Annotated in this window: 13 protein-coding genes and 1 riboswitch; of the genes, 8 read left to right on the plus strand and 5 right to left on the minus strand. The window is 50.7% G+C overall.

The window, feature by feature from the left end; all coding sequences use genetic code 11:
• Positions 1-126: 126 nt before the first annotated feature.
• Entirely contained in the window at positions 127-1,047 is a 921-nt protein-coding gene (locus AC4BAN_RS05900) for a universal stress protein (RefSeq protein WP_490563449.1), read from the plus strand.
• 52 nt (positions 1,048-1,099) lie between these two features.
• On the opposite strand, the gene nhaA is transcribed toward AC4BAN_RS05900, so the two are convergent.
• From nhaA to AC4BAN_RS05920, 4 genes are all read right to left on the minus strand, one after another.
• Positions 1,100-2,440, minus strand: coding sequence for a Na+/H+ antiporter NhaA (nhaA, locus tag AC4BAN_RS05905; protein ID WP_490563450.1), 1,341 nt, complete (start codon positions 2,438-2,440; stop codon positions 1,100-1,102).
• Positions 2,441-2,510: 70 nt separating this feature from the next.
• The gene (locus tag AC4BAN_RS05910) at positions 2,511-3,584 is read right to left on the minus strand and encodes an alanine racemase (protein ID WP_490563451.1); all 1,074 of its coding nucleotides are present in this window, start codon (positions 3,582-3,584) and stop codon (positions 2,511-2,513) included.
• A 2-nt stretch (positions 3,585-3,586) separates the two neighbouring features.
• Positions 3,587-4,039, minus strand: coding sequence for a GNAT family N-acetyltransferase (locus AC4BAN_RS05915; RefSeq protein ID WP_490563452.1), 453 nt, complete (start codon positions 4,037-4,039; stop codon positions 3,587-3,589).
• A complete protein-coding gene (locus AC4BAN_RS05920) occupies positions 3,979-5,721 on the minus strand; it encodes a sodium:solute symporter family protein (RefSeq protein WP_490563453.1) in 1,743 nt (580 codons plus the stop codon). Before AC4BAN_RS05920 ends, AC4BAN_RS05915 begins: the two co-directional genes overlap by 61 nt.
• A gap of 298 nt (positions 5,722-6,019) precedes the next feature.
• Positions 6,020-6,088, plus strand: a riboswitch (Fluoride riboswitch).
• 42 nt (positions 6,089-6,130) lie between these two features.
• Between AC4BAN_RS05920 and AC4BAN_RS05925 the strand changes: the two genes are divergently transcribed.
• Together AC4BAN_RS05925 and AC4BAN_RS05930 are read left to right on the plus strand one after the other, a co-directional pair.
• Positions 6,131-7,474 carry a voltage-gated chloride channel family protein gene (locus tag AC4BAN_RS05925; RefSeq protein WP_490563454.1) on the plus strand — a complete coding sequence of 448 codons (1,344 nt, stop codon included), beginning with the start codon at positions 6,131-6,133 and terminating at the stop codon, positions 7,472-7,474.
• A gap of 163 nt (positions 7,475-7,637) precedes the next feature.
• The gene (locus tag AC4BAN_RS05930) at positions 7,638-8,894 is read left to right on the plus strand and encodes an aspartyl protease family protein (RefSeq protein WP_490563455.1); all 1,257 of its coding nucleotides are present in this window, start codon (positions 7,638-7,640) and stop codon (positions 8,892-8,894) included.
• Between the two features lie 7 nt (positions 8,895-8,901).
• Here the strand turns inward: AC4BAN_RS05930 and AC4BAN_RS05935 are convergent, their stop codons facing one another.
• Positions 8,902-9,183, minus strand: coding sequence for a hypothetical protein (locus AC4BAN_RS05935; protein ID WP_490563456.1), 282 nt, complete (start codon positions 9,181-9,183; stop codon positions 8,902-8,904).
• A 534-nt stretch (positions 9,184-9,717) separates the two neighbouring features.
• Here AC4BAN_RS05935 and AC4BAN_RS05940 point away from each other — a divergent pair.
• From AC4BAN_RS05940 to AC4BAN_RS05960, 5 genes are all read left to right on the plus strand, one after another.
• Positions 9,718-10,368: a GNAT family N-acetyltransferase gene (locus AC4BAN_RS05940; protein WP_490563557.1), complete on the plus strand. Its 651-nt coding sequence runs from the start codon at positions 9,718-9,720 to the stop codon at positions 10,366-10,368.
• A 22-nt stretch (positions 10,369-10,390) separates the two neighbouring features.
• Positions 10,391-11,602 carry an argininosuccinate synthase gene (locus AC4BAN_RS05945; RefSeq protein ID WP_490563457.1) on the plus strand — a complete coding sequence of 404 codons (1,212 nt, stop codon included), beginning with the start codon at positions 10,391-10,393 and terminating at the stop codon, positions 11,600-11,602.
• Positions 11,581-12,588 (plus strand): N-acetyl-gamma-glutamyl-phosphate reductase, encoded by a 1,008-nt coding sequence (argC, locus tag AC4BAN_RS05950; RefSeq protein ID WP_490563458.1) that lies wholly within the window; start codon positions 11,581-11,583, stop codon positions 12,586-12,588. Before AC4BAN_RS05945 ends, argC begins: the two co-directional genes overlap by 22 nt.
• A gap of 99 nt (positions 12,589-12,687) precedes the next feature.
• Positions 12,688-13,842: an aspartate aminotransferase family protein gene (locus AC4BAN_RS05955; RefSeq protein ID WP_490563459.1), complete on the plus strand. Its 1,155-nt coding sequence runs from the start codon at positions 12,688-12,690 to the stop codon at positions 13,840-13,842.
• Positions 13,842-14,801 (plus strand): Rossmann-fold NAD(P)-binding domain-containing protein, encoded by a 960-nt coding sequence (locus AC4BAN_RS05960; protein WP_490563460.1) that lies wholly within the window; start codon positions 13,842-13,844, stop codon positions 14,799-14,801. The genes AC4BAN_RS05955 and AC4BAN_RS05960 overlap by 1 nt, the downstream gene beginning before the upstream one ends.
• Positions 14,802-14,839: the final 38 nt, after the last annotated feature.

Consider the following 14,839-nt stretch of genomic DNA (forward strand, 5'->3'; position numbering starts at 1 on the left):
TATATATCCGAAAAGCACCGTATGTACTTAAACACTAGTACCATGTTACCCGGATTAAGTTTCAGCAGGACGCCAGAAGACCGGTCGGGGATTATTTAATTTTAACATTAGTTAATTGTTTTTACCATGGACACGCTAAAAAGGATAATGGTTGGGCTGGATCTCACGGCAATGGATGAGCAACTGATCGCTTATGCCGCATTCCTAAGTGAGGCGTTGCATATAGAGAAAATCTACTTTATCCATATTGAAAAAAGCCTGGAGCTTCCGCGTGAGTTAATGGAGAGTCTGGAGCCCCAAAGTATGCCAGCCGATGAAACCATCAGGCAAATGATCAGTGACAAAGTGATGCCCGCCCTTGTGGGCATGCCTCATGTGGCTGTGGAGATCTTGGTGAAAGAGGGTGTCCCGCTAAAGGAGCTCCTGCATTGGTCAAGGTTGAAGCAGGTAGACCTAATGCTGGTAGGCAGAAAATTGCGCCTGCGCGGGAGCGGCGTGCTGGCCCAGAAATTATTGCGCACGGGCCACGTCAGTGTGCTTTTTGTTCCCGAAACGTTTAATCCAGGGTTAAAACATGTGGTGGTGAGCGTTGACTTCTCTGCCTACAGCGACATGGCACTTGACAGGGTTTTGCATTCGGCGTTGGCAAAACCGGATATTCGCGTAACCTGCCTTCACATTTACCAGGTACCCACTGGTTACCGTACGCTTGGCATGAGCTATGCTTCTTTTGATGACAAAATGCAGGGGTTTGCCCGTGAAAAATATGATAAATTGCTACACCGTTTCCCGGAATTACAGGACAGAGCCGAGTTGTTACTGGTAAGACAAAATGCGGAAGACGATATCGGGGAACTGATCGTGCTGGAAGCCAAACGCATGCGCGCAGACATGCTGGTGATAGGTGCAAAAGGACTGACTGCCGCAGCCCTGTTCGTGATCGGAAGCGTGACCGAGAAAATCCTCCGACACGATATGGATATCCCCTTGTTGGTATTTAAAAGGAAAAACCAGGAAATGAGCCTCCTGGATGCGATCCTGTCCTAACTCGCATATTCCGGGGACAGGCCCCTTAAGGCACGTTAAACGCTTCCAGATTTCAGGAGGCTGCTGCCAACGTAGGCTTCGCCAAACGGAGCAGCAGGTAGCCCAAAACTCCTGCAAGTAGGGAGGCACATAAGATTCCAAGTTTTGCCTGCGGCAACAGGTCTGTTTCTGCAAAGGCCAGGTTGGCTATAAATATAGCCATAGTAAACCCTATCCCACCCAGCAAGGATACTCCAGTTAGCTGCAGCCAGCTATACGCCTTGGGTTTAGGAGAAAGCCTTGTCAGGGCTGCTATACCAGTAAAAAGCAGAATCCCGATCGGTTTGCCTGCCACCAATCCAAGCAGGATACCCCAGGTCATGGCATTGTTGAACCCATCCGTTAAGGAGGCATTGATGAGGACGCCCGCGTTAGCGAACGCAAAAAGAGGCATGATCGCGTACGCTACCCAGGCATGAAGGGAATGCTCTAACCGGTGAAGCGGCGATAACACCTGCCGGCAGTTCTGCCCCAGGGTGAGTACCGCGGCCTGAAAATCAATTTCCTCCGCATGCCTGGAACCTTTATTTTTTGCCTTTGCATGCGCTGCATGCAGCTCCCCCAAAACTGTATCTGTGCTTTCCACAAAATCCTGTTCCGATAGGGAAGAGCGTACCGGTATGGTAGTCGCCAGCAATATGCCAGCTAGCGTCGCATGCACACCCGACTTCAGAAAAGCGATCCACATCAGCACACCGAGCAGGGTGTAAACCCAGATGCTGTTCACGCGGACTGCGTTGAGCATGAGCAAAAGGCCAAACCCCAGCATCCCGACCCACAAAGCCAGCATGTTTAGTTCTGAAGTATAAAACAGGGCGATCACCAGCACGGCACCAATATCATCTACAATGGCATAGGCTACCAGAAAAAGCTTGAGGGATAGCGGTATCCGGTTGCCAAGCAGGGCTAAAATGCCCAGGGCAAACGCTATGTCAGTGGCCATGGGTATACCCCAGCCATTAAATCCTTCGAGTCCCTGATTCAGGTATGCGTATATACCCGCGGGAACCACCATCCCACCAAGTGCACCCATTACCGGAAAAGCGGCACGCCTAAAACTAGAGAGCTCCCCAAAAAGCATCTCGCGCTTGATCTCTAAACCGACAACAAAGAAAAAGAGGGCCATCAACCCGTCATTGATCCAGTGGAGCGCAGTTTTACTGATTTCAAAATCGCCTAGCCGCACCGTGAGCACAGTAGCCCATGTTTCGGAGTAACTGGCTGTCCAGGGGGAGTTTGCCCAAGCAAGGGCCAGTAGCGTAACCAGCAGGAGCAACACCCCACTGAAAGCCTCCGCACGCACAAATTCCTGCAACGGGTAAAGCATGCGACGAACAAGCGGCAACTTAGTCATAGATTAAGGATAAGGATAGTAGAATTTTCCTTTCCTGCTTATGACGAGTGCTTTACTTAATTAGTTGATTTTACTTGACCAGTTCCTTCGCTATGTAGCGGGAATTCAGTACGCTGAGGGCACCCATGTAGCGTAGTCCGAAACGCAGGGTGTCACCCACTTTGTATTTGTTTTTATTCTCACCCAACTCCACGATCAGCATATCAGAACTGGCGCCAATCACGGTTATTGCCTCATCTTTTGGTAAAAGGAACTTCGGGTTAATATCCAGCAGCCCTACATCCAGAATGGCGCGGTGCGAAGTTTTTCCGTACAGGGTCTCATCTATCTCAAAGCTCTCGCCACTGGGATTCTCGGCCAGCATGCCATTGGGCACCATGGGTTTCTCGGTGAGTTCGATAATCTCCGTGAAAAGCTCAAAAACATCATCATACATGCCTTCAAATGTCTCGCCGGTGAAAAGATTTAGGCCAAAGAAAAGGGCTTCCCCAATTCTGAAGTGGTTGATACCCTGCGGCAGCTGGTGATTGAAAAGCAGGGGGATGGTAACCGAGGTTCCCCCGGACACCCAGGGGATTTTCCGGTTAAACTTCGCCTCGATGACCTGCTTGTAAAGGCTTAGCTGGATCAGTTTATCGCGGGTGGGCATTACGCCGTGCAGGCAATTAAAATTTGCGCCCAGGCCAATGACTGATATTTTAGGAAGCTCAAACACCTGCGCATAAAAGTTTACCAATTCATCGCCCATCACTCCCTCACGCAAGTCGCCCATCTCGATCATGATGATGATCTTGTGCAGCTTGTTCTGGCGCTGTGCCTCATCCGATAACAGCTTGATGATCTCAAACTCGGTTTGAAAGCTGACATCAGCATACTTGATAATGTCGGGTATACTTTTCTTGGGGGCAGGCTTTATGTAAACCGTCTGCACATCGGGGGCTACCTTTTTTATAGCTTTCAGGTTGGTCACCCGCGAATCGTGGATCTCCTTTGTTCCCAGCGCAAGTACTTCTTTCAGGAACACCTCGTGGCCGCAAAGTAGCTTGGTCACGATGCCCCAATCAATGTTATGCTCCTTAAAAACCTTGTCGAGGTGGTTGTAGTTGTGTTGTAGTTTATTGTGATACAGCTTTAGAACTGCCATTTTTATCGTTGTAATCTATACTCTAAATATTTATTCGTAAAGCCCATTTTCTCATACAGGTGCCGTGCCGGGTTCTGGGGCTCCACATGCAGTGCAATGCTTCCCGTAGAATTATCAGCGGCCAGTTGCACCAGCTTTTTGCCCACGCCTTTGCCACGCTGGCTGTTGTGCACGGCCACATACACCAGGATGTTCTCTGGTATATACCCGCTCATGCCCGTATTGTTGAGAATAAGCGCGCCAACCACCTGGTCGGCCTCGCGTGCAACAAGCACAGCCCCACCTTTACCGGCAGCCTCTGACAGGGCATAGTCCATGCACTTGGCAATGTCCTCGCGTTGATCTCCGTACTCATCCAGGTGGGTGAAAAGGAAATCCAGCACCTCATCTTTGTTTAGCCCTTTATGGTTGCCTGGGGTGTAAACGTCGTAGCTGACACTGTTGTTTTCTGCCATTTCTTTTGTTTTGGTTTATCAAGATATAAAAATGTTAACGTAATATAGAGCAACAAGGAAGCGGTGAGTCCAAATAAATTTGGGTCCAGGTTAAACGGAAGGCTGAAAGTCAGGTCGATCCAGGGCAGGTGCACGATGCTGTTCGCTGCCAGGGTGCGCTCAATGAGTGCATGCAGTTCCATTTCGCTTAGGCTCAGCCAGCCACTACCAGTCTCAGCAGGAAAATAGGGTTGCAACTTATGCGCTATCTGCGCCAGCGTGCGTTGCGGCACCGGGCCAATCAGGGTAAAAACCTGTAAAATAACCGTGACGGCACCGCCCAGCAGCATCGACCAGAAGGCGGCCAGGCTACTGCGCTTTTTCCAGAACAAAGCCCCCACTACCGGTACAAATAATCCGGACACCATAAACGCGTAGGAGTAGAGCATCAGGTCCAGCACATTGGTCATCATGGTGGCCAGCCACAGCGCCAAAACGCCTACTAAGAGCGTTACAAGTTGTGAGAGCCGCAGGGTGGCGGGCGACTCCGGGTCTATTTTCCAGAAGTGGCTCAAAACATCCGTCACAATGTTGCCCGAGGAAGCCATCAAACAGCTGTCTGCGGTGGAGAGGATGGCAGAAAAATAAGCCGAGAGCATGAGGCCCATCAGGCCAACGGGTAGCACGGTGCGCAGCAGCATCGGCAGGCCTGTTTCGGGGTCTGCCTCAGCGCCGCCGCCCAGTGCCTGGAACATGCCTTGCTCAGCGGCCACGCGTGCCAGTATGCCCAGGCTCACACCCATAAACGCCATTACGGGCCACTCAAAAAAGCCCGCGATGTACCAGGCGCGCTTCGCCGTTTTCTCATCACGGCAGGCATAGATCCGCTGGTACAGCGTCATGCCCACAAACCAGATCGGGATGATGGTAATGGACCAGTTCACGATCTGCTGCCAGGTGATGTTGGTAAGGCTCAGAAAATGTGGGGGCAGGGTGGTGCGAATGGCTGCCATGCTCCTGGCTGACTGAGCCGCCAGAAAGTCCAGGTCCATGAGTTGTGAGAATTCCAGGCCCTGCAAGCCACCGCCAACTGCCAGGAACGACACCGGTATGCCAATAAAGATCAGGCCTCCCATCAATACCGCCCACTGTATCGTATCGGTGTAAATCACCGCTTTAAGTCCGCCCATTACGGTGTAAACCACGGCTATCGCGCCCATTATCAGCAAGCCCGTGTTTAGATCCAGGTTAACAAAGGTTCCGCTGGCCAGTTTGGCGCCTGCCAGTATCTGCGAACTGGTAAAGCCGGTATAGCCAATGGCGGAGATTATACCGGCCAGGAGTGCCACACGGGCATTGAAATAGTGTCCTAGTATTTGAGGGAAGGTAAAAAAACGGGCAAAGGCCGGAGTGTTCTTCACTTTCGGGATAAGAAAAACCGCTGCCAGCCAGGCGCCCAGTAAACCTGTGAAAAGCATCCAGGAGCCCGACAGCCCCATGGTAAAGCCTAAACCCCCCAGCCCGATGGAAAAGCCGCCCCCTACGTCAGTGGCAACCACCGATAGCCCGATGTGCCCACTCGTCATGGTCCGGCCCCCGACATAATAATCTTCGGCGCCCTCGTTCTTTCTCAAAAAATAAAATCCAACGCCAAGCATCGCCAGCATATAGAGCACGAAGATGGATAGGTCGATGTAGTGCATTTATCGGAAAAGTATAAATTTAAAAATTACAGCATGGTGCTGCTTTTCTTAAAGATACTCAAAAAATAACTCAATTGCGGCACTTTTGAACTTCATCGCCGTGTAACATGGCAATAAGGCAATATTTGCGGGTTGTTTTTGTGCAAAATACCATCACAGGTTAACAGAGTTTTGGTATGGCTATTCATACTTCATACTTGCCCGGAATATCAGCTAAGTTCAATTTTGCAAAGCGTTCTAAGAAAAGGCCGGTAATTTCTGACAAAAAAGCGGGCGCATATTTCTGATAAATCGTATCTTGCCGACAGGTGATGGGGTACCACCTGGAACCGCCTGCCCAGGCAGCGCTGATGACTCCTGCTGAACGGCTTAAATTTTAAGCCTGTATGTGTATTTGTCATCAGTTGATATGAAAAAGAATCCCGAACAGCACCCTTCCGCCTTCACCTGCCTTGTCCTTAAAATGCTTTCTGCCGGCGAGCAGTCTACCGCGCTGTTTTATACTTTAAAATGGCTCCTGATCAGTTTGCTGGTGGGGGTATTGGCAGGCAGCGCTTCCGCATTCTTGCTGGTTGCCCTCGAATGGGTTACCGCTTACAGAGAAGCTCATACCTGGATCATCTGGCTGCTGCCCCTGGGTGGCCTGGCTGTGGGCCTGCTTTATCATTATTATGCCGGAAGTGCGGCAAAAGGCAACAACCTGCTCCTGGAGGAGATTCACCGGCCCCGACAGGTAATCCCGTTTCGAATGGCTCCCATGGTTTTAGCCGGAACACTAGTGACGCACTTGTTAGGTGGATCGGCGGGGCGGGAGGGTACCGCCGTGCAGATGGGGGGAGCCATTGCCGATCAGTTCACGCCCTTATTCCGCCTGCGACCCCGCGACAGAAAGGTGCTGATCATTACTGGGATAAGTGCAGGTTTTGCCTCTTTATTTGGCACGCCACTGGCAGGGGCCTTGTTTGGACTAGAGGTTTTTATACTTGGCCGTCTACGCTACGAGGCGCTTTTGCCAAGTTTTCTGGCTGCCGTGGTGGCAGACTTCACCTGCCTCAGCTGGGGGGTAGGACATACTGTTTTTGCCATTCCGTATGTGCCCGAACTCACCATCGCAGGCTTCTTGTTTACCCTGTTTGGCGGGGCCATTTTTGGCTTTACGGGTATGGTTTTCTCCAAATCGACGCTGTTTTTCGCCAACCAGTTTAAACAGCGGATTTCCTATGCCCCGTTGCGGCCTTTACTGGGTGGATTTGTTATTGCGCTGGCCGTCTGGATGCTGGGCACTACCAAATACATCGGTCTGGGCATACCCACCATCCTGGAATCGTTTGCGCAGCCTTTGCCCTGGTACGATGCGTTTCTAAAAGTGATATTGACTGCTTTTACGCTGGGTGCCGGCTTTAAGGGCGGGGAGGTAACCCCACTTTTTTATGTAGGCGCCACCTTGGGCAATGCCCTGTCGCAGATGGGGCCGCTGCCCATGGCACTGATGGCCGGCATGGGGTTTGTGGCCGTTTTCTCAGGCGCCACCAACACCCCCCTTACCTGTACCATCATGGGCATCGAGCTGTTTGGTGCAGAAAGCAGCGTATACATCGCGCTGGCCTGCGTGGTGGCCTATCTTTTTTCAGGGCACACCGGCATCTACGGGGCACAGATCATCGGTACGCCCAAGCACATCTTCTATGGTCGCCTGAAGGGCACCAACATAGCAAAAGTTGCTGCTGAACGCCGGAGCCGGAGGCAACCCTGAGTTTCCGGAGAAAAAGCGTTTATAACTCCTTCGGCAGAAAGCGCGCTTGAATTGATTTGGCTATAAAATATTGAAGATCAGCTTATATATATTTTCTTTTTTGCGACTTTTTGCGTAGTATAAGTGTTATTCCTGTAACACCCGCTACCCTAAAAATTGTGGCATGACGAGAGCTGGTTTCCTTACGCTGCTTTGTCTGTTGCTGTACCTGCTGCCAAACAGCGCAGGCGCACAAATACAGCCAACTTTCGAGAAAGATACTGTTTACTTCACCTCTAAACGGAAGAAGATAACTATACCTTTCAAGCTGGTCCATAACCTGATCATCATCCCTATCCAGATCAACGAATCAAGCCCGCTCAATTTTATACTGGACTCTGGCGTGAAGAACACGCTCATTACCCGGTTGTACTATTCCGATTCGCTTAGCCTAAACTCGGCTGATAAGATACAGATACAGGGCCTGGGTACCGGGAATGAAATTGAGGCGCTTTACTCGAGCGGAAACGTGATGTCGATGAAGGGGATCAGGGGAGATAACCACCAGGTGTATGTGCTGCTGGAAGATGTTTTTGACCTGTCGATGCGGATGGGCATGCCTGTGCACGGGATTATCGGCTATGATATCTTTAAAAACTTTATTGTGAAAGTGAATTACGGCAGCAAAACCTTAACGCTGTACCGGCCAGACGCGAAGATCAGGAAAAGCAAAAAAGCCGAGACCTACCCGCTCCTGATAGAGAACAACAAGGCCTATGTGTACGCCAATGTACGCCAGGATAACGGCGATAGCGTGAAGGTGAAGCTGGTGCTTGATACCGGCGCCAGCCACACGCTCTCGTTATACCTGCCCACCGACGATAAACTGACGTTACCGCCCAAAGTGATGGAAGCATACCTGGGACGCGGATTAAGCGGGGATATACACGGTAAAATCGGCAGGCTTACTTCTTTCTCGTTGGGCAAGTATGAACTTGAAAACTTACCGGCATCCTACCCCGACGAGGAGGCTATTCGGGTGGCGATGCATATCTCAAACAGAAACGGCAATTTAGGCTCCGATATCCTCAACAGGTTCACGGTGATATTTGATTACCCGCACCAACAGATGACGCTCATTCCTAACAGCAAATTCAAAAAGCCCTTCAATTACAACCTGGCAGGTTTCGAGCTTTCCACTCCTTTGCCCGGCACCAACCTTTACGTGATCGCTAATGTGGTATCCGATTCACCGGCAATGCAGCTTGGCTTGAAGGCCGGGGATCAGTTGCTGAACATCAATGGCCACGATTGCAAAGACCTGAAGCTGACGGAGGTATTGGAGATTATGGATAGCAGACCTGGGCGCACGGTGCGCCTCAAGTTTAAACGAAACACCGCTGTTTTTGACGTGAATCTGGTACTGCAGAGCCGAATTTAACAGGTTGTTAACTCCCGAATGCATAATCCGTGTACACCTGGAAAAGCAGCAGCATAACAGCGAGAGCGAACAGGGCCACGGCCACTGCCGACCGCAACTTCGGGATCGGTTTTGTATACACACTGCCCGTTGCATCTGTACCCGTAAATCGAAGATCAGACAGGACAAGTCCATTGCCAAAACTCAGCCAGATGGCGGCGGTAAGCGTGTCTTTTAAAACAAATAAACTCATTAGTCCGATTGCTGAGAACAGCGCACCAATGAGCACGCGCAAAGAAAGATTCTTCATTCAGATTAAAATGGTTTAAAGTGCTCCCGCAGTCGTTTGCGGTAATGCAATGTAACAAATTTGTCTCAAATGTAAACCAAACTTTACTTTTGATATGATTTCCATAAGTAGTATAAATTTTCAATGTTTTTGAGTTTTGCAGTTGGAAATTCAAAAACAATTATGAAAACTTTGTGTCGACATCAGGGTATATCCCAAACAACTCAATAAAGAAATGCAAAAAAAGTCGCTTTTATCATTTTCTGTGATAAATCATGTTCCGGCCCCGGAGCATGCGCCTTTTTCTATCCAGGCAACCAGGATAGTTTTCAGAAATCAGACACTGGCGGTCCGCTACAGGCCCTAGGCCAGCATATTTACTGGTTACCTATGTGGTAGCCTTCTTTCCAAAATTATATAAGCCCCATACTGTAAGTACATGCCAACCGGCATTGTTCTGGGTTCGCTGCATTCAAATAACTTATTTTCAAGACGCTGTGCCTTTCCGGCGCAGGTATACTTTTGCGTAGGATGGATCAATCTGCATTCTCTGTGATGGTTGCTGATGGGCAACATATTATCCATGCGTTACAGATATGTACCGAGATGGAAGCCTCGGCCAAAGCACGCGGTACCGGCATTGCCAAGCGCTCCCCGGATTATATCGCCCAGAAAATGTTGGAGGGCAAGGCCGTCATCGCCTTGCACCCGGATGGCGCCTGGGCCGGCTTCTGCTACATCGAAACATGGGGCCATGGCAAGTATGTTGCTAACTCGGGCTTAATCGTTTCTCCGCAACTCCGAAAGAGCGGTTTAGCCCGGATGATAAAGCATAAGATATTTGAACTCTCAAGATCAAAGTACCCGGAAGCCAAGATTTTTGGTTTAACTACGGCTCTGGCTGTGATGCGCATCAACTCGGGGCTGGGGTACACCCCCGTAACCTATTCGGAGCTGACGGATGATGAGGAATTCTGGAAAGGCTGCCGCAGCTGTGTGAACTTTGAAATCCTACAAAGCAAGAACCGCAGTAACTGCCTTTGCACAGCCATGTTGTTTGATCCTGAAAAGAACAAAACCCTTATTCCCCTGCCTTTAGCAGCAGTACTACCAGCCAACAGCATTTCTGCTGTAAACGATCGCTGGAAACGCCACCGCGTTCGTTTCGGTGATACCGGTAGGGATATAGACACCGTGCAATTCTGATTTTACCTGAATACCATTAAAAATGAAGAAAGTAGTTTTGGCCTTTAGCGGCGGATTAGATACCTCTTACTGTGCCATTTACCTTGCAAAGGACCTGGGCCTGGAAGTATACTCAGCCATTGTAGATACGGGAGGCTTTTCGGAGGAGGAACTGAGGGATATTGAGTTTCGGGCCTATGCCATGGGTGTTAAGCACCACATGCAACTGAATGAAACACAAAACTTCTACAAAAGCTGTATCCGTTACCTTATTTTTGGTAACGTACTTAAGAGCAATGTGTACCCCTTAAGTGTAAGCGCAGAGCGTGTAACGCAAGCGATGGCCATTGCAAATTATGCCAAAGCTATCGGGGCTGACTGCGTGGCACACGGCAGTACCGGCGCAGGTAACGACCAGGTGCGCTTTGACATGGTGTTCCAGGCGCTGATCCCTGAGGTTGAGATAATCACGCCTATCCGCGACAAGCGCCTTTCAAGAGAAGAGGAAATTGCCTACCTGCAGGCGCACGGCGTGGCTATGGACTTCAAGAAAGCGCAGTACTCCATTAATAAAGGCATCTGGGGCACTTCGGTGGGAGGCAAAGAGACCCTCACCTCAAACCTGCCCTTGCCAGAGGAGGCTTACCCCACGCAACTAAGCAAACATAAGCCTGAGCGTATAAGCCTGCAGTTTGAAAAGGGTGAGCTGGTAGGTGTAAACGATGTTAGCTTTGTTTCGCCAGTTCATGCCATACGACACCTGCATGCTTTGGCTGCCCCCTTCGCCATTGGCCGCGACATTCACATAGGCGACACCATCATTGGCATCAAAGGGCGTGTCGGGTTTGAGGCTGCTGCCCCACTTGTAATTATCAAAGCGCACCATACCCTTGAAAAACACGTGCTTACCAAGTGGCAACTGCATTGGAAAGAGCAGTTGGCTACCTGGTATGGCAACTGGCTGCATGAAGGACAGCTGCTGGATCCTACTATGCGCGACATAGAAGTGTTTCTGGAGCACACGCAGGGGAACGTGACCGGCAAAGTGTTCGTGTTGCTGGCACCTTACCGCTTTCAAGTGGAGGGGGTAGAGAGTAAGCACGACCTGATGAATGATACGTTTGGAAGTTATGGCGAAATGAACCGCGCCTGGACCTCGGACGATGTGAAAGGTTTTGCCAGGATTTTCGGCAACCAGACCAAGCTCTACCACAGTGTAAACAGCGCAGCAGGATGGGGAAAAGAGGCAGAATAAAAGTTGGGATCGTTGGTGGCGCAGGATACACCGGTGGCGAACTGCTCCGTTTGCTCCTGCACCACCCACATGTAGAAGTGGCCTTTGTGCAAAGCAGTAGCCAGGCAGGCAAACCCGTTGATGCCATACACCAGGACCTGACAGGAGATACAGCGCTCCATTTCTCAGAAACAGTACTCCCCGATGTTGATGCAGTTTTCCTGTGCGCAGGGCATGGGGCAGCCAAAGCGTTTTTATCGCAGAATATGCTGCCCCCGAAAACTAAGTTAATAGACCTTAGCCAGGATTTCCGTTGGCACGAAGACGTGGCCCAGGATAAGGTGGAGGCATTTGGCAGAAGTTTTGTATACGGTCTGCCGGAGTTGCTGCGGGAGCAGATCAAAAAGGCAGACAGCATTGCCAACCCGGGTTGTTTCGCCACAGCTATCCAGCTGGCCTTGCTGCCCCTAGCCGCTCAGGATAAGCTTAACACGGAGGTACACATAAGCGGCATCACAGGCAGTACCGGAGCGGGGCAGAGCCTGAGCGCTACCTCGCATTACAGCTGGAGAAGCGCCAACGTATCAAACTACAAGGTGCTGGAGCATCAGCACCTGCACGAGATCAGGCGCACCTTAAGTGAAATGCAGGGAGTGAGAGTACCTGCACTTTATTTTGTGCCGTATCGAGGCCCTTTTACAAGAGGCATCCTCTGCACTAGCTATCTGACTACTGACCTGGGGCTGGAAGAGGCGGGGCAGCTTTACAAGAGCTATTACAGAAGTCACCCGTTCGTAGCTGTTACAGCCAATGCGCCCGACTTGAAACAGGTGGTGAACACAAACAAATGCCAGCTGCACCTGGCCCGGCAAGGCAACCATCTGATCATTACCAGCTTGCTCGATAACCTGTTGAAAGGAGCTTCTGGGCAGGCGCTTCAGAATATGAACCTGCTGTTTGGCTTCGAAGAAACTACCGGCCTGAAACTGAAGGCCACCGCATTCTAACACTACAGACATAAACTATCTTACACCTTCATAATTTTCAAGCATGTTTGTCAAGTATTTTCTCTACTGTCTTACTTCTTACCTCTAGTTTTCCGAAACATGAATCTCTTCGATGTATATCCGCTATTTGATATAACACCTGCAAAAGCACAGGGCACCTATGTTTGGGATGACAAGGGCAAAAAGTACCTGGACCTCTATGGGGGGCATGCTGTCATCTCGATCGGCCACAGCCACCCGCATTATGTGAAAAGGATTGCCAGGCAGCTCTACGACATCGGTTTCTATTCCAACTCCGTACGTATGCCCTTGCAGCAACAACTGGCCGACAAGTTAGGCGCTATGAGTGGCTACAGTGCATATCGACTCTTTTTGTGCAACACAGGCGCCGAAGCCAACGAAAACGCCTTGAAGCTGGCCTCCTTCCATACGGGGCGTAAAAAAGTGATCGCATTTAAGGGCTCTTTTCATGGCCGTACCTCCGCCGCCGTAGCCGCCTCCGACGACCCCATGATACAGGCGCCGATCAATAAAACGGACAACATAACCTTTCTGCCACTAAATGACCTTGCTGCTTTAGCCCGTGCCTTGCAGGAACTGGAGGGAGAGCTCGCAGCCATCATAGTGGAGGGCATACAGGGTGTGGGAGGCGTTCGCATTCCGGATCCCGATTTTATGAAGGTGGTTGCCGTTGGTTGTAAAAAAGCCGGGGCCCTGCTGATACTGGATGAAGTGCAGTCAGGCTACGGAAGGACCGGTAAGTTTTTCGCGCACCAGTACACTGATGTTCGCCCTGACCTGATTACCGTGGCCAAAGGCATGGGCAATGGTTTTCCGGTGGCAGGAGTGCTCATTAACCCCCAGGTAGAAGCGAAACACGGCATGCTGGGCACCACCTTTGGCGGAAATTACCTGGCCTGCGTGGCAGCCCTGGCTGTTTTGGAAGTGATGGAGGAGGAAGACCTGGCGCAGAATGCGCAACGCATGGGCCAGCTCCTGCTGAATGGACTCACAGGGTTACCCGGTGTAACAGCAGTGCGCGGGCACGGCCTGATGATCGGGGTGGAGCTGGATCAGCCCTGTGCCCCCATCCGGAACCAGCTATTGAACGGGCACGGCATCTTTACAGGGGCATCCTCAGATAAGCACACGCTTCGCCTTTTACCGCCGCTTTGCATCAGCGCTAGCGAAGTGCAGGTATTCCTGCAGGCCTTTAAATCCATTCTTTTAAAATTAGAACTACAAGCAGTCTGATGAAAAAATTTACAGCCGTACAGGATGTGGCTAACCTACAGGAGTTGGTGAATGAGGCGATGCACCAGAAGGAGCACCCTTATCAATACAAGCAACTGGGCGAGAATAAAACCCTCGGACTAATATTCTTAAACCCGAGCCTCCGCACCCGGCTTAGCACCCAGAAAGCGGCCTCAAACCTTGGCATGAACGTGATGGTGATGAACCTGGACAAGGAGGGTTGGGCCCTTGAAACACGGGAGGGGGTCATCATGAACGGCACGAGTGTTGAACATATAAAGGAGGCCGCCGCTGTACTGGGCCAGTATTGCGATATACTCGGCATCCGCTCTTTCCCTACGTTACAAAACAGAGAAGAAGACTATAGCGAGGAGCTGTTGCAACAGTTTATACAGTACAGTCAAATTCCGGTACTTAGCCTGGAGAGTGCCACCCGCCACCCGCTGCAAAGCCTGGCCGACCTGCTTACCATCACTGAAAGAAAACAGCCCGGGAAGAAACCGAAGGTTGTCCTCACCTGGGCACCGCACAGCAAGCCTACTCCGCAATGCGTGGCCAACTCGTTTGCAGAGTGGATGCAGGCGGCTGATGTAGAGCTGGTGATTACCCACCCGGAAGGCTACGAACTGGCTGAAGAATTTACAAAAGGAGTGAACATAACCACCAACCAGCAGCAAGCCCTGAAAGACGCCGATTTTGTCTATGTAAAAAATTGGTCGAGCTACAACGATTACGGCAAGGTGTTGACTGATGGCGAAGGCTGGATGCTGACAGAAGAGAAACTGTTGGCAAGTAATCAAGCAAAAGTCATGCACTGCCTGCCTGTACGGCGCAACCTGGAACTGAGCGATGAGATACTCGATGGCCCCAACTCTCTGGTACTGGAACAGGCAAACAACAGAACTTTTGCAACGCAGGCTGTTCTAAAGAAAATGCTGGAGTGTTTGCAACAAAGTTAAACCTGAAAGCACTTCGACGGAAGCAGTATCTTATACAT

It is taken from the genome of Pontibacter sp. GD13 (assembly GCF_058216355.1).

What these genes read in the sequence shown, in the direction of transcription:
- nhaA (WP_490563450.1), bottom strand. Translation starts at nt 2,440, where the DNA reads ATGACTAAGTTGCCGCTTGTTCGTCGCATGCTTTACCCGTTGCAGGAA.
- AC4BAN_RS05920 (WP_490563453.1), bottom strand. Translation starts at nt 5,721, where the DNA reads ATGCACTACATCGACCTATCCATCTTCGTGCTCTATATGCTGGCGATG.
- AC4BAN_RS05925 (WP_490563454.1), top strand. Translation starts at nt 6,131, where the DNA reads ATGAAAAAGAATCCCGAACAGCACCCTTCCGCCTTCACCTGCCTTGTC.
- argC (WP_490563458.1), top strand. Translation starts at nt 11,581, where the DNA reads ATGGGGAAAAGAGGCAGAATAAAAGTTGGGATCGTTGGTGGCGCAGGA.
- AC4BAN_RS05910 (WP_490563451.1), bottom strand. Translation starts at nt 3,584, where the DNA reads ATGGCAGTTCTAAAGCTGTATCACAATAAACTACAACACAACTACAAC.
- AC4BAN_RS05940 (WP_490563557.1), top strand. Translation starts at nt 9,718, where the DNA reads ATGGTTGCTGATGGGCAACATATTATCCATGCGTTACAGATATGTACC.
- AC4BAN_RS05930 (WP_490563455.1), top strand. Translation starts at nt 7,638, where the DNA reads ATGACGAGAGCTGGTTTCCTTACGCTGCTTTGTCTGTTGCTGTACCTG.
- AC4BAN_RS05955 (WP_490563459.1), top strand. Translation starts at nt 12,688, where the DNA reads ATGAATCTCTTCGATGTATATCCGCTATTTGATATAACACCTGCAAAA.
- AC4BAN_RS05945 (WP_490563457.1), top strand. Translation starts at nt 10,391, where the DNA reads ATGAAGAAAGTAGTTTTGGCCTTTAGCGGCGGATTAGATACCTCTTAC.
- AC4BAN_RS05960 (WP_490563460.1), top strand. Translation starts at nt 13,842, where the DNA reads ATGAAAAAATTTACAGCCGTACAGGATGTGGCTAACCTACAGGAGTTG.
- AC4BAN_RS05900 (WP_490563449.1), top strand. Translation starts at nt 127, where the DNA reads ATGGACACGCTAAAAAGGATAATGGTTGGGCTGGATCTCACGGCAATG.
- AC4BAN_RS05935 (WP_490563456.1), bottom strand. Translation starts at nt 9,183, where the DNA reads ATGAAGAATCTTTCTTTGCGCGTGCTCATTGGTGCGCTGTTCTCAGCA.
- AC4BAN_RS05915 (WP_490563452.1), bottom strand. Translation starts at nt 4,039, where the DNA reads ATGGCAGAAAACAACAGTGTCAGCTACGACGTTTACACCCCAGGCAAC.